The 17,648-nt window shown below is 47.1% G+C and carries 16 protein-coding genes; all 16 read left to right on the top strand.

All coding sequences use genetic code 11. From position 1 onward, the window contains the following. The first annotated feature begins 58 nt into the window (after positions 1-58). The 16 genes from WA407_RS02480 to WA407_RS02555 all read left to right on the top strand — a co-directional run bounded on the left by WA407_RS02480 (position 59) and on the right by WA407_RS02555 (position 17,537). Complete coding sequence (locus WA407_RS02480; RefSeq protein ID WP_013312322.1) at positions 59-472, top strand: F0F1 ATP synthase subunit epsilon; 414 nt, start codon at positions 59-61, stop codon at positions 470-472. Positions 473-818: 346 nt separating this feature from the next. Beyond that, positions 819-1,070, top strand: a complete 252-nt coding sequence (locus WA407_RS02485; RefSeq protein ID WP_013373430.1) for a DUF1146 family protein — start codon at positions 819-821, stop codon at positions 1,068-1,070. A 323-nt stretch (positions 1,071-1,393) separates the two neighbouring features. Next, complete coding sequence (murA, locus tag WA407_RS02490; protein ID WP_013312320.1) at positions 1,394-2,749, top strand: UDP-N-acetylglucosamine 1-carboxyvinyltransferase; 1,356 nt, start codon at positions 1,394-1,396, stop codon at positions 2,747-2,749. 226 nt (positions 2,750-2,975) lie between these two features. Then, on the top strand, positions 2,976-4,415 hold the full coding sequence (gene spoIID / locus WA407_RS02495; protein ID WP_336076695.1) for a stage II sporulation protein D: 1,440 nt from the start codon (positions 2,976-2,978) through the stop codon (positions 4,413-4,415). Between the two features lie 70 nt (positions 4,416-4,485). Next, positions 4,486-5,226: a M23 family metallopeptidase gene (locus WA407_RS02500; RefSeq protein WP_069290539.1), complete on the top strand. Its 741-nt coding sequence runs from the start codon at positions 4,486-4,488 to the stop codon at positions 5,224-5,226. Between the two features lie 201 nt (positions 5,227-5,427). Next, positions 5,428-5,715 (top strand): sporulation transcriptional regulator SpoIIID, encoded by a 288-nt coding sequence (gene spoIIID, locus WA407_RS02505; protein WP_007432737.1) that lies wholly within the window; start codon positions 5,428-5,430, stop codon positions 5,713-5,715. Positions 5,716-5,885: 170 nt separating this feature from the next. After that, positions 5,886-6,884, top strand: coding sequence for a rod shape-determining protein (locus WA407_RS02510; RefSeq protein ID WP_023990703.1), 999 nt, complete (start codon positions 5,886-5,888; stop codon positions 6,882-6,884). Positions 6,885-7,005: 121 nt separating this feature from the next. Further along, positions 7,006-7,890, top strand: coding sequence for a flagellar hook-basal body protein (locus WA407_RS02515; RefSeq protein ID WP_336076696.1), 885 nt, complete (start codon positions 7,006-7,008; stop codon positions 7,888-7,890). Between the two features lie 13 nt (positions 7,891-7,903). Next, the gene (locus WA407_RS02520) at positions 7,904-8,731 is read left to right on the top strand and encodes a flagellar hook-basal body protein (protein ID WP_235306515.1); all 828 of its coding nucleotides are present in this window, start codon (positions 7,904-7,906) and stop codon (positions 8,729-8,731) included. A gap of 10 nt (positions 8,732-8,741) precedes the next feature. Then, positions 8,742-8,954 carry a DNA-directed RNA polymerase subunit beta gene (locus tag WA407_RS02525; RefSeq protein WP_061831651.1) on the top strand — a complete coding sequence of 71 codons (213 nt, stop codon included), beginning with the start codon at positions 8,742-8,744 and terminating at the stop codon, positions 8,952-8,954. 894 nt (positions 8,955-9,848) lie between these two features. After that, on the top strand, positions 9,849-10,295 hold the full coding sequence (gene fabZ, locus WA407_RS02530) for a 3-hydroxyacyl-ACP dehydratase FabZ (protein ID WP_336076697.1): 447 nt from the start codon (positions 9,849-9,851) through the stop codon (positions 10,293-10,295). 98 nt (positions 10,296-10,393) lie between these two features. Then, positions 10,394-12,112: a phospho-sugar mutase gene (locus WA407_RS02535; RefSeq protein WP_336076698.1), complete on the top strand. Its 1,719-nt coding sequence runs from the start codon at positions 10,394-10,396 to the stop codon at positions 12,110-12,112. A gap of 259 nt (positions 12,113-12,371) precedes the next feature. Next, complete coding sequence (locus WA407_RS02540) at positions 12,372-14,387, top strand: DUF5693 family protein (protein ID WP_235306512.1); 2,016 nt, start codon at positions 12,372-12,374, stop codon at positions 14,385-14,387. Then, positions 14,363-15,499: a polysaccharide pyruvyl transferase CsaB gene (gene csaB / locus WA407_RS02545; protein ID WP_235306511.1), complete on the top strand. Its 1,137-nt coding sequence runs from the start codon at positions 14,363-14,365 to the stop codon at positions 15,497-15,499. Before WA407_RS02540 ends, csaB begins: the two co-directional genes overlap by 25 nt. Positions 15,500-15,507: 8 nt before the next feature. Beyond that, complete coding sequence (locus tag WA407_RS02550; protein WP_235308284.1) at positions 15,508-16,269, top strand: WecB/TagA/CpsF family glycosyltransferase; 762 nt, start codon at positions 15,508-15,510, stop codon at positions 16,267-16,269. Between the two features lie 137 nt (positions 16,270-16,406). Continuing rightward, complete coding sequence (locus tag WA407_RS02555; RefSeq protein WP_013312307.1) at positions 16,407-17,537, top strand: glycosyltransferase family 4 protein; 1,131 nt, start codon at positions 16,407-16,409, stop codon at positions 17,535-17,537. The last annotated feature ends 111 nt before the right edge of the window (positions 17,538-17,648 follow it).

Consider the following 17,648-nt stretch of genomic DNA (forward strand, 5'->3'; position numbering starts at 1 on the left):
AGAATAGCCGAGCCTTACGAAGTGAGCTGTCTGCGGACAGCTTCCAGGAGGGATTCAAGTGAGCACGTATTTACTAGAGATTGTGACGCCGGAGCGCCTGGTCTATACAGAACAGGTAAACAGCATCAGTGTTCGCGGCTCGGAGGGCGATCTTGGGATTTTACCCGGACACCTTCCCTTGGTCACTCCCTTGAAGATTGCACCGATACGCATTAAAATCGGTGGTCAAACCGAAGTGATCGCGGTCAATGGGGGCTTTCTTGAAGTCCGCAAGGATAAAGTGGTCATTTTGGCTGAGAGTGCGGAACGTTCCGAAGAAATTGATGTGGAGCGTGCCCGTGCGGCAAGGGAGCGGGCAGAACTGCGGCTCCAGAGCAAACAGGAACAGATAGATCACCATCGGGCGGAAGTAGCTCTGCAACGGGCGCTTAACCGTTTAAATGCTACAAGCATCAGAACCAATAAGAATTAATATTGGATTTTAAGTGGAATTTTAAAAGGGTTCGGCATAGTATACGGATGGAACGACAAGGAGACCACTTCATAACTTCTGCCAAAGAATGTCCGGTAGAAGGTGAGGGAGAACCTTGCTTCCTTCGATCACTGTGATCGGGCCCTTTTTTAGCTGTTATTACCAAATGTACAGTCCTATTTCTTGCCCGGTTGCTAGGTATTTAGTACCTTTTAAATTCACGAAACAGAAGTGATTAATCACATTTTGTCGAAATAAATGTCCTAAAAGCAGAAATAGCACTGGCATATTAGGCGTTCGCCGAGTATTATAAAGAAGTCTGTGACGCAGATGGGAGGAATTATGGTTGAACGGGAAACAGCAATTGGCTGAACAGCTAAGTCAATCGGCGAGTATGACCGCGCTGATCTCCATGATCGTGTCGCTTATCTGTATAGCGTTAGCTTGGTGGGCTTTACAGAGCTTAAAGCTGGATTTGTTAATTCGGCAACCCAAAGGACCGCAGGGCAGATTGCTGCACTTGTTTCTTGCTATAATCTTGGGACAGTTGGTTTCTGGGTTCCTGTTGAGCTACATCTCTTGGAGCCAGATGCTCTAGAATTTGTTTTAACATGAAGTAGGCGGGTTATATGACCTTATGACTGTGTCTCTGCGGGAATTGTCGAATAACATCGCGTCATATTGTTAACAATGGTAAACAAAAGAACCATACATGTATAGCTGGCTGAATCAGTTAGAGTACAATGGTCATCAAGTACAAAAAACGCTTGTATACTTGTTTTAATCAGTGGTATGATGGCAGTTAGGGTATTAGTAAAAACCTTGTTTTTTATGTAATGAAAAAGCAAGGCATGAAAATAGCGGAATATGTTCTTTTTTTCCAGAATGGAAAAGGGAAATGACGCGCGGAGGGAACCATAGATGAGCAAATTTATCGTCCGCGGTGGCAACAGATTGACCGGGAGTGTCAAAGTCAGCGGAGCCAAAAACTCAGTTCTGCCGATCATCGCCGCTTCTCTGCTAGGAGAAGAAGGAGAAAGTGTTATTATTGATGCACCTCCTCTAGACGATGTGATGACCATTAACAAAGTGCTGGAGTCCTTAGGAGCAGGCGTTACATACCAAGATGAGGTCATTCGTGTTGACGCGCGGAAGATAATTTCCTGTGAAGCCCCTTACGAGTGGGTTAGGAAAATGCGCGCATCATTCTTGGTTATGGGACCGCTGCTTACACGTTTGGGACGTACAAGAATCTCGCTTCCAGGCGGATGCGCAATCGGAACGCGACCAATTGATCAGCATTTAAAGGGTTTTGAGGCATTGGGCGCGGAGATTAGCCTGGGCCAAGGTTTTATTGAAGCTAAAAGTAACGGGCGTCTGCGTGGAGCTAAAGTTTATTTGGATGTAGCCAGCGTAGGAGCAACCGAGAATATTATGATGGCCGCTACTCTTGCTGAGGGCGTAACTACCATCGAGAATGCTGCTAAGGAACCTGAGATTGTTGATCTCGCAAATTTCCTGAATGGAATGGGTGCCAAAGTACGCGGTGCGGGCACGGGCGTTATTCGTATTGAAGGCGTTGAGAAGCTGCATGGTGTAAAACATACCGTCATTCCCGACCGGGTAGAAGCAGGTACTTATATGGTTGCTGCTGCGATCACAGGCGGGAACGTATATGTAGAAGGCGCAATATCCGATCATTTGGGACCGGTTATTTCCAAGATGGAAGAAATGGGTGTAACCATTCAACCTGATGAGAACGGAATTCGTGTCATTGCAGATAAGCCGTTAAAGGCCGTTGATGTTAAAACATTGCCTTATCCTGGTTTTCCTACCGATATGCAGTCTCAGATGATGGCACTTCAACTTGCCGCTGAAGGAACGAGCATTATTACGGAAACCGTGTTTGAAAATCGTTTCATGCATGTGGATGAATTTCATCTCATGAATGCCGAAATTAAGGTCGAAGGTCGTTCCGCCATTGTAACTGGTAATGCTAAGCTGACAGGTGCGAAAGTAACCTCTACAGATTTGCGTGCAGGTGCTGCGTTAATTCTGACCGGACTCATTGCGGAAGGTACAACGGAGGTATCCGGCGTACATCACATCGATCGCGGTTACGTTCATTTGGCTGAGAAGCTGACTGGATTGGGAGCGGACATTTACAGAGTGACCGTGGAAGAGTCCAAACTGGATCATTCACCCAGTACAGAGCGCGTAATGCCGGAAGAGACGTCGGGGAATCTGTTTAAGAAAATCCAGCCTTCCCTCGCCTAAGCCTTAACGTATGTAGCTTCATGTTGCATAAGTATATTCTTGAACAATAAGGAACCAAGTCCGAAAGGGCTTGGTTTTTTGTTGTTTACAGTCAGTCTTTTTCGTTCTTTCAGTTCTCTTAAAATGGTTCTATCAAAGTGGACGACTTCATATGATTGAAAATATCTGCTGGAGTATATCTGTACTTCCAGCTGGACACTTAGCCCTTTGATGGAGGTTTCAGCCTATGAAAGATTCACAGGTTCGCATCCGTATACCCATTCATCATCCTAAGGAACATTGCCAGGCTTCACTTGCGGAGGAACGCTCTGGCTCTATAGCTACTTCGTTACAGAAAAATAAGCTTATGCAACAGCAGCCGGACACAAGAGGTACATTGCCGACTGGCGTCAAGCCCAATCGGCGTACAACAGCCGTGCCTTCCGCTGTGAACTCCGTTGAAACGGCTCTGCCTATCGCTGGAGCAGCGGCCCATGACACACGCGCTGCAAGTCCGCTGCAGGTGTCGCTGCCGCACCTGCGTCCATCCGCCGGGCGTACCCCGCGCTGGGGCAGCAGACGCCCATGGCTGCCATTCGCTGCCATGGCAGGGGTGCTGGTGCTTGCCATGGCTGTGCCCGCGCTAATGGCGTGGCCTCGCCAGACGGCGCAGCCGTTGCCGCCGAGCAGTCGCACGGCAGCACCAGCTGCGCCTAGCGTGACGGCAAAGGGCGAGATGCCCGTCACGCGCTTGCCGGGCGTCCCGCCGATACCGGCGGTGCCCGCTGCTCCAGCGCGCAGCGTGCCGGTGGCAGCAGAGCCGGACGTGCGCGTGTACGTCACGTCTACCGGTCGCACGGAGACGTTACCGCTGGAGCAATACATTGTCGGCGTAGTAGCCGCCGAAATGTCGCCCAGCTTCGAGCGCGAGGCACTAAAAGCACAGGCTATTGCCGCGCGTACCTTCATTGCCCGACGTTTGCTGGCTGATGACACTAGCGGTGCCCCGGCGGGAGCAGATGTGACGGATACTGTTAAACATCAGGCTTATATCTCCAAAGCCAAACTTACTAGAGAATGGGGGCGTTCTGGTAAATCCGCAGAGCTGGCTAAAATTCAGCAGGCTGTACGAGACACCAAGGATACGATCATGGTATATGAGGGGAAGCCCATAACGGCATCTTTTTTTTCTACTAGCAACGGCTATACCGAAAATTCAGAGGATGTATGGGCGAAGCCAGTACCCTATTTACGAAGTGTGTCAAGTCCATGGGACAAGCAGTTGGCCCCACGTTATACAGAAACCGTCACACTGAGTCGTCAGAGTGTGTTCGATAGATTGGGATTGAGTCGTACTGCAATTGCCGCCTCTACTGGAGGAGGAAGTATGCCAGAGATTCGTATACTCTCGAAGACGGAAGGACATCGCATCAAGAAGATTGAGGTTGGTGGCTCAATCTTTACAGGGCCGGAAATCCGTAACAAACTGGGGTTACGTTCGGCTGAGTTTACGTGGAAGGCTGAAGGGAATCGGATTGCTATAACAACCTATGGTTATGGTCATGGTGTTGGTATGAGTCAGTGGGGAGCCAATGGAATGGCCAAGGGAGGTCATACCGCCACTCAAATTCTCCTTCACTATTATACTGGCATTTCTTTTGCGCAAGCCTCTCGTATTCTAAGTTAGTAAATATTTCGAAACTTTGAAGTATAAAAGAGTTGCACCCGGTAACACTGGTTACTGAGGTGATGAGCAAATGAATGAACAAAATAAAAACCAGAACCAAAACCATGAAGAAACACCCAAAACCTTTCAGGGTGGAAGAGCTTCACGGCCGTCTTCGTGGAAAAAGCTGTTGTCCAAAAGGTGGGCATACCCGGCAGCCTACATTGCCGCAGCAGCCATTATACTAACCTTAGTGTGGGTCTATCAGGATGCCAGCCAGAAGTCTTTCAAACCTGACCCAGCTAGTCCATCGGTACAAAGCACAAGTGCAGTGAATACCGATGTTAACGGACAACAGCCAGAAAGCGTGGAAGTAGTTGCCCAGTCGGAAAATATCGCATGGCCAGTGACAGATGCTGGCGCAGTACAAGTCGTAAAGCCGTTCTTTGATGAGAACGCAACAGCTGATGAGCAGGCGGCAGCTATGGTAGAGTACGATAAAACATTTACCGCTAACACTGGAATTGATCTTTCCCGGGCCGACGATCAGGCGTTTGAAGTGAGAGCCGCCCTGAGTGGCAAAGTATCCCGTGTAGAACAACATCCGCTGGTAGGTAATGTCGTAGAAATCACGCATGATAATAATCTCAAAACGGTGTACCAAAGCTTGAGTGATCTGAAAGTAAAAGAAGGCGATCAAGTGAAACAAAACGATGTGATTGCTTCAGCGGGTCGTAACGAGCTTGAAAAGGATTTGAAAACACATCTGCATTTTGAAGTGTATCAGGATGACAAGCCGGTGAATCCAGCAGGTCTGCTTCCTAAAAAATAAATTTGGTCATGGCTTTGCATGCAAAGCGGGGAATCCATATTCCCTGCTTTTTTCTTGTGTAGTTTTTGTGCATAAGGTAAACATAAGCTGCTTTTGCCAAATAAATAGGCCTTCCGAAGCATGTCTTCCCGCCAAACCGCGAATATATAGGCACGCTCCTCATATAATGTACCAAACTATCCACAGTAGGGAGGCGGGAGCGTGCACGATTACATCAAGGAACGGACCATCAAAATCGGTCGCTGTATCGTGGAAACAAGGAATACGGTCCGTACGATTGCCAAGGAATTTGGTGTCTCCAAGAGCACGGTGCATAAAGATCTGACCGAACGGCTGCCTGAAATCAACCCGGATCTTGCCGATCAGGTGAAGCACATTCTCGAATACCATAAATCCATCCGCCATCTGAGGGGAGGAGAAGCGACGAAAATTAAGTACAAAAAAACGAGTGGCAAACGGAGGGAGATCCTCGTTTCCGGCAAGTCCTAAAAATATATAGTGAATTGGCTGGCAAAGCCATTGAATCAACCCCCTGAAGTATGATATGTTAAAAGATGGTACAAGACGAAAAATGACATGTAACCATAGGTTTATACATATATTTGCCGCTTCTTGTCGAATCTTAGCTTTTAAAATATCACTTTGGGGGCCTTTTTAATATGTTCAGTAATGATATCGGTATCGACCTCGGTACGGCCAACGTGCTTATCCACGTCAAAGGGAAGGGGGTTGTTCTTGACGAACCTTCCGTTGTCGCGATAGAAAGCGATACAAAAAGAGTTCTGGCTGTCGGAGAGGAAGCGCGCCGTATGGTGGGACGTACTCCTGGTAATATCATAGCCATCCGTCCATTACGTGATGGTGTCATCGCCGATTTTGAAGTAACAGAAGCGATGTTAAAATATTTTATCAATCGGGTAGGGGGAAAAAGCTGGTACAGCCACCCTCGTATTCTAATTTGTGCGCCGACGAACATTACCTCAGTGGAGCAAAAAGCGATTCGTGAAGCGGCGGAGCGTAGCGGGGCCAAGGAAGTATTTTTGGAGGAAGAACCAAAAGCGGCTGCCATCGGGGCAGGAATGGATATTTTTGAGCCTAGTGGCAACATGGTAGTGGATATTGGTGGCGGAACGACTGACGTTGCAGTCCTCTCTATGGGGGATGTCGTAACAGCTTCTTCCATTAAAATGGCAGGGGATAAATTTGATACAGCCATCATGAAATATGTAAAAACGAAGTACAAGCTTTTGATCGGGGAACGTACGGCTGAGGATATCAAGATTGCTATCGGAACCGTGCATCCGAGCGGACGGCGTGCAGAAATGGACATCCGTGGACGGGATATGGTATCCGGATTGCCCAAAACGTTAAGTATTTCTGCGGATGAAGTGCAGGATGCGCTTAGAGATCCTGTGTCGGCGATTGTTGCTGCGGCCAAGTTTGTATTGGAGCAGACCCCACCGGAACTGTCAGCTGATATTATTGACCGTGGTGTTATTTTGACTGGTGGCGGTGCCTTGCTTAGTGGATTGGACGAGCTGCTTGCTGAAGAGTTGCGTGTTCCGGTACTGGTTGCCGAAGATCCGATGCATTGTGTTGTTAAAGGTACAGGAATTATGCTGGATAATTTGGATCATGTGGTTAAGAAAAAGTTCTAATCTGCCGATAGTGACTATAAGAGACTCGTGTGCGGTCAGACAGGTTGCCTAGCATTTTGGCTTTCATGCCTCCGCGCGAGCATATGATTTTAGCAGAGTATAGGATTGGGGTGCACCATACATGTTGAGAGGTTTATATACTGCGGCCGCCGGATTGATGACACAACAACGACGCCATGACACCGTGACGCAAAATATTGCTAATATGAATACGACGGGATACAAACAGGAGAACAGTGTTCAGCGTTCTTTCCCCGAGATGCTTATTTCCATGACGGGTGGTAACCCTGATAACCCGGACCGTACGGTCGGCAAGCTCAATACTGGCGTTTTTGCTGAGGAAAGCCTCTCTCCTTACATTCAGGGAGCATTAAAGGACAGTGGACAAGCGACGGATTTCGCGATACAGTCCAATATTAATGTGAACGACCCAGCTACTGGTCAACCTATGGCTTTTGATCAGGCAGGGAAATTCATCAATGCTAACGGTGAAGTCACCTACCGTCCAGAAGCGTTTTTTACGGTGCGGGACAGTAATGGTAACGTTCGTTATACACGTGATGGACATTTTCAAGTAAATGGAGCGGGAGCATTGCTTTCATCGACTGGCTCAGCGGTGCTGGATACGAATGGAAAGCCAATTCAATTGACGGAGGCTGTCTCAGCGCTTAAAGTAAATGAGCGGGGCGAATTGGTAGATAGCCAGTCCAACCAGACGTTAGGGACGACACTCGGTATTAGTGTCATTGATCGTCCGTACCAGCTCGTTCGTGAGGGCAATGGAAATTTCCGCCTGAATGATACTGACGGTGCTACAGCTAGAATGATAACCGCTAATGATGCTGTATCCGTTCGTCAAGGTTATCTGGAGGTATCTAATGTAGATGCTTCACAGTCGATGGTGGATATGATGGCTGCGTTAAGAGCGTATGAGGCGAATCAGAAGGTAATTCAATTTTACGATAAAAGCTTGGACAAGGCCGTTAATGAAGTAGGCCGTGTATAACAGGGGGTAAGTGATGAACAACTCCATGATTGGCGCAATGGTATCTATGGCCAGTGTGCAGCAGCGTTTGGATTTAATTGCCGATAATATTGCTAATATCAATACAGTTGGTTATAAGAGTAAACAGGGTTCCTTTGAAGATGTACTGGCCAATGTGCAGCAACAGCCTTCAACGTATCTCCAAAATGGACGAGCCATGCCGCTCGGCTATAATTTGGGCTACGGAGTTAAAACGGCCGCAATCATGAAAAATATGGAGCAAGGTCCGCTCAAAGAGACGGGACTTCCTACCGATCTGGCGATTCAAGGTAATGCCATGTTTGAAGTCCAGGGGAATGGGCAAAAAGCTTGGACCCGTGACGGTAGCTTTCATTTTGTTCCTGATCCGAATGATAGTGCGACGATGATGTTGACCACTGCTGAAGGTTACTCCGTGCTGGATAACAATGATGTTCCTGTGACTGCTCCAGCGGGTTCCAAGGTGGCTATTAACTCGGATGGCGAATTGCTGATTCGTGCTAATGGAATTGGGGATCCGACAGTTGGTCAGAGAATCAAGTTAATGGATGTACAGCGTCCAGAAGGACTGGAACAGCGGGATGATAACCTATTCGTGTTGTTGAATGGTGTAACAGAGGCAAATGTATTCGGAGCAGCAGGTGTGGCAGGTGCTGTTCCAGCGGACGTATCTGTGCGTTCCGGTTATCTTGAGGAATCTAATGTGGATTTAGCGGGCGAAATGACGGATATGATGCAAGTTCAGCGGATGTATCAAATGGCGGCACGGGCACTAACTTCTAGCGATACGATGATGAACCTGGCCAACAATCTGAGGGCTTAAGGATTTGGTGATGAAAGAAGAACAATCTGATTCCCGTCCGGTGCCTGAAAAGACGAAGTCCCGCTGGCGTACTGCTCGTTATTTCATAGTTCCGTTGCTGCTCCTGTTATCGCTGTTAGGCGGCTTAATTGCAGGATATGTAATTGTAGGTAAGCAAGGGTTGTCAGGCGTGTTCGAGTGGAAAACCTGGCAGCATGTCATTGATCTTATATTTGCGCCTTAGTTTACTTTAAATGAGTGGGGGCGGGAAAAGGTCGCTCCGCGAATGATTTGATCTTACGATCGCTGTTGCAGCGGGATTTTCTTATTTTATAAATTATCAGATGTAAAAATCCCGTTGCAAAGGCGAACGCTCGCGCTTCTACAGATTCAAATCCTTCGCTCCGCTGCTACCCGCCATAGGGCCACTTTTATTAAAATAAACCACCCGCAATTTGTGTGGGGAGTATAGAATAACAAAACCCTGTGCCAGTGGCGCGGGGTTTTGTTATGCTTTTAAGGGAGGGGCCTCCAGCGTAGCACGCATGGATTGTGGCCAATGAAGGTTATCACAGAGGCCTTCGGTTTTCTCTGCCCTTCACGGTAAGCGAGCATTATTGAAGCTTGCTTTCTTTTTGAGCCAAAAGTAACTCGGCGGAGGGATTTATTTGAATCTGGAGAAGCGATAGCGTTCGCCTTTGCCCCTAAATTTTAACCTTGCAGGTTTTATAAAATGAGAAAATTTAGGGGCAACAGCGATCGGAAGATCAAATAAATCGTGCAGCCCCTCCCCCTTTGCTCAATTGAATCTCCGCTTCACCCCATAATCGGAGCACCCAATATGGTACTTCCGCGTAATTTTCTTTTTGCATCTGATAACTGTATAATGATGGGGAAGTTTATAACACTGCGGGGTAAAACCAAGCACGGGCAAAAGGGCTTCTTCGCGCCTCAGGTTGCATAACCGGCGGAAAAAGCCCCTTATCTCAACCTCCACTTCTGCAGTAGGTGAAGGATATCTAACATTGTTGCCGTTATGAGCTGTTTTTATGCAGCGCAAGCGGGGTAATATTATGCTTGCAGTAACTCATGACTGATACAGAGTCAAACCTGCAAGCGGGAGGAGTTATTAAGGTAAATGGACAAATTGCAATTGGATGTTAATCAAATTCAGGAGATTATCCCACATCGAGCGCCATTTTTATTGGTGGATCGTATTATTGAGCTGGAGGAAGGAAAAAAAGCAGTAGGCATTAAAAATGTAACGATGAATGAGCCTCATTTCATTGGACATTTTCCGGGGTATCCTGTTATGCCTGGTGTGTTGATCACCGAAGCACTGGCTCAAGTTGGGGCTGTCGCATTACTGCACTTAGAGAGCAATCGTGGCAAAATCGGGTTCTTGGCAGGGTTGGATGGTTTCCGTTTCCGTGGGCAGGTGGTTCCTGGGGATACACTGACGCTTGAAGTGGAAATCACTCGTTCCAAAGGCGCATTTGGCAAAGGGAAAGCTACGGCTAAAGTAGGCGATACGGTAGTAGCTGAGGGCGAAATTATGTTTGCTTTATCTGACCCTCCCCAATAAATAAAGCTCTGCCGACATAAGCACGACGTCTGAACCGAGTGCATGTGTACATAGAAATCCTGTTTTGACAACCCAAAAATGGAGAGGGGAAATTCCGTATGACGCAGTTGAGTAAAAAAGCACTAGAAGGCATTGAGAGCTGGCTGCAAGACCCTTATATTGATGAAGAGACCAAACAGGAGTTGCGCGCATTGGAAGGCAACGAGCAGGAACTGGAGGATCGCTTTTACAAAGAGCTGGAATTTGGTACAGGCGGTCTGCGTGGAGTGATCGGGGCAGGAAGTAACCGGATGAACCGTTACGTCATTGGACGGGCGACTCAAGGGCTGGCTCGCTATATTTTAGAACAGCATGCTGGTAAAGAAGGAAAACCTTCGGTTGTTATTGCACATGATTCGCGTCATTTTTCACCAGAATTTGCTCTGGATGCAGCTTTGGTGCTGGCGGGCAATGGTATCGTGGCTAAGTTGTTCCCTTCCTTGCGTCCAACGCCACAGCTTTCGTTTAGTGTACGTCATTTGGGAGCCAGTGGAGGGATTGTTGTGACAGCGAGTCACAATCCTCCTGAGTATAATGGATACAAGGTATACAACGATGAAGGGGGTCAGCTTGTTCCAGATCAGGCTGAACAGGTAATTGGTTATATCCGTGAGGTTCCTTCTTTTGCCGACATTCGCAGTCTGACACGTGAGGAAGCAGAGGCACAGGGATTGTTGGTTTGGCTTGGAGAAGAGGAAGATGAAGCGTTTGTAGATACGGTAGCCAGTGTGAGTGTGAACCGTGAGCTGATTGCAGCCGGACCAGGCAAAAACTTCAAAGTTGTGTTTACACCTCTCCATGGCACTGGAAATGTACCGGTTCGCCGTGTGCTGGAGAAAATCGGTTTTGAACAGGTGCATATTGTGCCTGAGCAAGAGTTGCCAGATGCTGAATTTTCGACTGTCAAGTCGCCAAACCCAGAAGAACGTGATGCGTTTAAGCTGGCAATTGCGCTGGGTGAGAACATTGGTGCAGATCTGTTGATCGGAACAGACCCTGATGCTGACCGTATGGGTGCAGTTGTGAAAAACCGTGATGGCGAATATGTGGTATTGTCCGGTAATCAGTCTGGCGCGATCATGGTTTACTACTTGTTGAATCAACTGAAAGAAACAGGCAAGCTTCCGAATAATGGGGCTGTTATCAAAACCATCGTAACCAGCGAAATGGGTGCAGTCATTGCCGAACATTTTGGAGCAACCGTGTTTAACACGCTAACTGGCTTCAAGTATATTGGCGAGAAAATGAACCAATTTGACCAAACTGGCGAGTACACCTACCTGTTTGGCTATGAAGAGAGCTATGGTTATTTGGCAGGGAATTATGCTCGCGATAAGGATGCTGTCTTGGCGGCTATGCTGATCGCTGAAGCTGCTGCTTATTACAGCACCCAAGGTAAGACGCTCTATGATGTTTTACAAGAGCTGTACGAGCAGTTTGGTTACTTCCTTGAGAAGCTGGAGTCTCGTACCCTTAAGGGTAAGGATGGAGTGGCACAAATTCAGGGCAAAATGACCGATTGGCGTAACAACGCGCCTCAAGAGATTGCAGGCGTGAAGGTAGACAAGGTACTGGACTACTCACAAGGTCTGGACGGACTTCCACAGGAAAATGTACTCAAATTCTTACTGGAGGACGGTTCGTGGTTTTGCCTGCGCCCTTCGGGCACAGAGCCGAAAATCAAAGTATACTTTGCGGTACGCGGTTCCTCGCTGGCAGACGCGGAGCAAAGAATCAGCCATCTGGTCGATGCTGTTATGGCTCGCGTAGACGCTTGAGAAAAATCCCTTTATAATAGAATAGGTTAAGGTAATTGGATAAGATATAGTAATCGGTGACCTCTCACGGCAAAGGGCAGTACGCCGTGGAGGTCATTTCTGTATTGCAGAATAACCTGGAAGAGGCTTTGGGAAAATAGGCTTATTCCGGCAACGGAGGATTTTGCAAAATTCAATGAGTGACCTACCAAAAGGCTGAGTATGGCGAGGTGGGCAGCATTGAATTTTGCAAAATCCCGAATATTAAGGAGGTTCTTTGGTGTATCAGAAATGGCAGTATTGGAATACGGCTTCTCGAAAATGGTTATGGATTTTGGTGGCTGTCGGCTTGCTGGCTTCCATTCCAGTCATCGCCGATCGTGTGAAGACAGAATCCTCGAGTAAAAAAGTAGAGATTGTATTCGATTATCGGGATTTGACAGAGGCAGCCTCGTATCAGGCTCACCCGCAGGACTATCTGAATGAGCAACTTGACCGCTTACAGCAAGCGGGTGTGAACAGCATGGCCATGTATGAAAGTACGTTGGATGATTTCCGTAAAGCGGGTCGCGTCGTAACCTATACAACTCAGAACGTTGCCGATATGGAAAAACGGCTTTCACCTGCAAATGAGAATTTTACGTATATTGTTTTCGCTGATAAAGAAAATGCCGAGGCATTAAAGCCGTTAATTTTACGTACGTTTACAAGCCTGGACATCAATGTAAAACCTTGGACTTATCAGGGACAGGAAGGGTTAGTTGTGGAAACATCTCCAGAGGATGCGTATCTCAAGCCCATGCAGCCTGACCCGATTGCGATGAAGCAGCTTCGGAGCAAAGGATTTTTTATTGTTCCACGGATGAGCGACAGTCTTCCTTACAACCAGGAGTTGACGGAAGAGATGCTTGCTTCCTTTCAGCAAAATGGTGTAAAACGCATTTTGTTTGAAGGTGATTCAGTCAAAGGCTTCACCGATAACGAGAAAGAGCATAGCTTAGCGGCATTTGCTAAATTGCTGAACAAATACGATATTGGCCTAGCTGCTATCGAAAACTTAAAAAAACCGCAAGCAGGCTTCAATAAGCTCGCTTACGATATCCACTATAACGTTGTGCGTTTATACTCATTGAGCGATAAAGATTCAACGCTCGATGTTGAAACGTTGGCCGATCGTTTTGCATTGGCCACCAAGGACCGTAATATTCGCATGTTGTATCTGAATACCGCGCCTAGCCGTAGTATTGCTGAAGCCAAGGTGAAGGATTCGGTAGATAACCTAATCCACAGCTTGGACAAGCCGGGTAACGCTGTACAACGGATGGAGAAAAAGGGGTTTGAACTCGGACAGGCTGAACCGTTCCAAGTCGTGGATTCGTCCATTCAGCGCTATCTGAAAATGATTGTCTTACTAGGTGCACTGGCATTCTTCTCCATTATGGTGTCCTATTTCGTCCCGGCATTGACTTTGCTGGCATTTGCACTTGGCTTGGTAGGTTCAGCAGGACTTTATGTTTTGAACTCTAGCTTGATGGAGCAAGGCCTGGCCCTACTCGCAGCGATTAGCGGACCTACGGTTGCAATGATCATCGCTGTGCGTACGATTAGAATTAAACGTGAACAGGGTGCTGAACTTTCTGTAGGTCAGCGTTTGATTCAAACGTTTATACTGTACGTGCAGACGGCGATTTTGTCGCTGGCTGCGGTGCCTTTCGTTATTGCGCTGTTGAACAGTATTGCCTACAGCCTTGTGCTGAATCAATTTAGAGGTGTAAGCTTGCTTCACATTCTGCCGATCTTCTTGGCAGCGATATATATTTTCTTTTATCGTGGCGTTTCTATACGGGAGGAAATTTCCAAGCTGCTACGTACGCCGATTACTGTATTGTGGGTTATCGCACTGGCTGTTATCGCAGCCGCAGGTTATTACTATTTGACTCGTACCGGAAATGCGGGTACGGTGTCGAACACGGAGTTGGTCTTCCGGAACTTCCTTGAAAATGCGTTTGGTGTACGTCCGCGCAATAAGGAATTTTTGATGGCTCACCCACTGTTTATTGCAGGGGCATTCCTGGCTGTGAAATATCGCAAAGCAATCTATTTGTTGATTATAGCTGCTATTGGTCAAGCCTCTATGGTGGATACCTTTGCTCACATTCACTCTCCAGCGGCATTGTCGCTTAGTCGCGGGCTGTTAGGATTGGGCTTGGGCCTGGTGCTGGGAATCATCGCAATTGTCGTGTGGCAAGTGCTGGAAGGGTGTTGGAAGAAATGGTCACCACAGCTCAAACGATAGTCATCTCGGGTTATTACGGCTTTAACAATAGTGGAGATGAGGCGGTGCTTAAGTCGATTTTGACAGCTTTAGAGGAGGAGAGTCGTCAGGCGGGGATTACAATCAAGCCTGTTGTTCTGTCTTCTGACCCCGCTTGGACACAGAAAATGTACGGAGTAGAAGCTGTACCACGGATGAGTCTGGGGGAAGTTCGTAGAGCGATTAAAAACAGCGATGGGCTAATAAGTGGCGGCGGTAGTTTGCTCCAGGATGCAACAAGCCCTAAAAGTATTCCGTATTATCTGGCGATTCTGAAACTGGCCCAATGGGCTGGAAAACCGACGTTTGTATATGCTCAGGGCATTGGTCCGGTACAACGGAAGATATTTTATCCTATGATCCGTTCTGTGTTTCAGCGTTGTGAATATGTTTCTGTAAGAGATGAGCAGTCTGCCGCACTACTGGGTACTATGAAACTAAAAAACCCGGTTGTCGAAGTTGTTCCTGATCCGGTAATGGGGCTTCCATTGCCCTCGGGTTCCGAGCAACATAAAGCAGCAACTGAGACGGATAAGGATAAACTTCCGATCGTTGGTGTATCTGTACGTTACTGGGATAAGGAGCGTCGCGATTTAACGGCTATTGCGGACGGCTTGAAAAAATTAGCTGCTGAGCGCCGTGTACACTTACGCTTTTTACCTTTCCATCTGCCTGATGACGAGCAGGCTTCAAGGATGGTAATGGATTTGTTGGGGGATATTAGGGGGACGGGAAGCCTTGTCAGCATGTGCGATCAAGTCACCGATCCTCAACAGATGCTTTTGGAAGTCAGTCGTTGCAGTTTGATGATCGGGATGCGATTACACAGCTTGATCTATGCAGCATCCCACCAAGTGCCTCCATTGGGGATATCCTACGATCCCAAAATTGATCATTTCCTCAGCCGTGTCGGTAGCCAGCCTGTAGGCACTACAGAGGCACTGGATGGACAAAAGCTGGCTAATGAGTCTATGCGGTTGCTGGATCAGCGAAGTCAATGGATCGAGAGCCAGGGAGCGGCCATTGCTTTGTTAAAAAGTGAGGCTCGCTTACCGGCACAGCATATCGTTAATTACTTGTGTCGCAAAGGATGATGGATACAGTGACAGTTGATAAGGTTACGAATGTGCCTACCGTCCCGATTTTCGGTGTTCCGGTATCAAGGCTTAATATGAAAGATACATTAAAGGTATTAATTCAAGCAGTGGAGTCTCGCCAGCCGCATCAAGTGATCACTGCCAATCCGATTATGGTAATGGCTGCATTGGAAGATCCAGTGTACATGAATGTGATGAAAAAGGCAGAGTTGATTGTTCCAGATGGGACTGGCGTGGTCTGGGCTGCAAACTATGTAGGACATCCTGTGCCTGAGCGGGTAGCGGGCTTTGACTTGTTACATGAATTACTTGCAGCTGGAGAAAACTATCATTGGAAGGTTTATTTACTGGGATCAACATCTGAGGTGATTCAAGCGACCGCAAAGCGGGTACATGAGCTTTATCCCCAGATTACGGTTTGTGGCAAGCGTGATGGCTTTTTTGGACCTAAAGAGGATGAAGCGGTGATTGCAGCCATTCGTGAAGCAAATCCCGATTTGTTGTTTGTAGCACGTGGAGCGGACACACAGGAGCCCTGGATTGGTAAATATAAGGAACAATTGGGTGTACCGGTGATGATGGGGGTTGGCGGTAGCTTCGATGTTATATCAGGCAGAACCAAACGCGCACCTAAATTGTTCCAAAAGCTACGGGCTGAATGGTTATATAGACTCCTCAAAGAGCCAAGCCGATACAAAAGAATGCTTGCGCTGCCGAAATTCGCCGCGAAAGTGATGCGCGAAAAAGAAAACGTCACAAAAGTGTGATAAATAGCTTGAATCTGCCTTCAAAACCCGCTAATTTGCCAGAATATGAAGCTTGGTATTTATTTTTGATCAGAGTATAATTCAATGCGGTTACATCTGAAAAGGGATTGCTTTAAAATTGGGGGTCGAATGATCAAATGTTATTGATCTATATTATTGGGTTCATCATGGCACTGGGACTTGCGCTGTTACTGACACCGCTCGTCAAGAAATTCGCTGTGAAGGTTGGAGCCGTCGATGTACCGAATGCCCGAAAAGTACATACCCGAATTATGCCGCGTCTTGGCGGACTGGGGATTTTCTTGGCATTTCTGTTGTCCTTATTGGCGGTGTTACCTTTTGTGCCTGACGGAATGCTGTCCTCTCGGGATATTAACTTTATCGCAGCCTTTCTGATTGGCGGCACGCTGATTACACTGATTGGTGCTCTCGATGATCGTTTTGATCTCAATGCAAAATTGAAATTTTTGGCTCAAATTGCCGTTGCGTGTATGGTCGTGTTTGCTTTTGATATTCGTGTAGATTTTGTAAATGTACCTTTTCAGGATGCATACTCATCTTTGGAAAGCTGGATTTCCATTCCGCTTACGATTTTCTGGATCGTAGGTGTAACGAATGCCATCAATTTGATTGACGGTCTGGATGGACTGGCTGCAGGTGTCTCAGGAATTGCGATTGGGACTATCTTTGTGATGTCGGTATTGATGGGCAATTACATGGTAGCTATGCTTTGTCTTGTACTGCTGGGCAGTATTATCGGATTTTTATTTTTCAACTTTCATCCTGCGAAAATATTTATGGGTGATACAGGGTCATTATTTTTAGGTTTCTGTCTGGCCATGCTATCCATGCTTGGTTTCAAGCAAATTGCTATCGTATCTTTTATTACGCCATTGATTATTATCGGTGTACCTTTGTCAGATACATTCTTTGCTATCATTCGTCGCAAGTTGCAGAAAAAACCGATTTTCTCTCCGGATAAAGGTCATTTGCATCACTGCTTACGCGAACTAGGTTTCAGTCACAGACAGACGGTGTTGATTATCTACGGTATTGCGGCATTTTTCGGTGTATTGGCCGTGATTCAATCGTCTGCTGCGCTTAATGAAGCGAACTGGGTCACCTTTGTCGTGATTTGTATTATGATGTTCTTCCTACAGATTGGTGCAGAGGTTATTGGTCTTGTTGGCAAAACCAAACGCCCAGTTATAAACACACTGATTCGCTTGCTGGCTAAGCCAGATTCCCAAACGCGTTCGAAATTATAATTTTAATTTAAAAGTAAGCCTTCAAGCTTGGCGGTATACCGCGGGTTTGAAGGCTTTTTTGATGTTTGCTGTAAAAAAAATCCCTCCTTTTTTGAGAATTTACTAATTTTT

Source organism: Paenibacillus sp. 203, from assembly GCF_037027525.1.
GTDB lineage: Bacteria > Bacillota > Bacilli > Paenibacillales > Paenibacillaceae > Paenibacillus > Paenibacillus polymyxa_B.

Bases quoted from the DNA above. Each gene is read 5' to 3' on its own strand.
- murA (WP_013312320.1), top strand. From the start codon at position 1,394: ATGAGCAAATTTATCGTCCGCGGTGGCAACAGATTGACCGGGAGTGTC.
- spoIID (WP_336076695.1), top strand. From the start codon at position 2,976: ATGAAAGATTCACAGGTTCGCATCCGTATACCCATTCATCATCCTAAG.
- WA407_RS02500 (WP_069290539.1), top strand. From the start codon at position 4,486: ATGAATGAACAAAATAAAAACCAGAACCAAAACCATGAAGAAACACCC.
- WA407_RS02510 (WP_023990703.1), top strand. From the start codon at position 5,886: ATGTTCAGTAATGATATCGGTATCGACCTCGGTACGGCCAACGTGCTT.
- WA407_RS02515 (WP_336076696.1), top strand. From the start codon at position 7,006: ATGTTGAGAGGTTTATATACTGCGGCCGCCGGATTGATGACACAACAA.
- WA407_RS02520 (WP_235306515.1), top strand. From the start codon at position 7,904: ATGAACAACTCCATGATTGGCGCAATGGTATCTATGGCCAGTGTGCAG.
- WA407_RS02525 (WP_061831651.1), top strand. From the start codon at position 8,742: ATGAAAGAAGAACAATCTGATTCCCGTCCGGTGCCTGAAAAGACGAAG.
- fabZ (WP_336076697.1), top strand. From the start codon at position 9,849: ATGGACAAATTGCAATTGGATGTTAATCAAATTCAGGAGATTATCCCA.
- WA407_RS02535 (WP_336076698.1), top strand. From the start codon at position 10,394: ATGACGCAGTTGAGTAAAAAAGCACTAGAAGGCATTGAGAGCTGGCTG.
- csaB (WP_235306511.1), top strand. From the start codon at position 14,363: ATGGTCACCACAGCTCAAACGATAGTCATCTCGGGTTATTACGGCTTT.
- WA407_RS02555 (WP_013312307.1), top strand. From the start codon at position 16,407: ATGTTATTGATCTATATTATTGGGTTCATCATGGCACTGGGACTTGCG.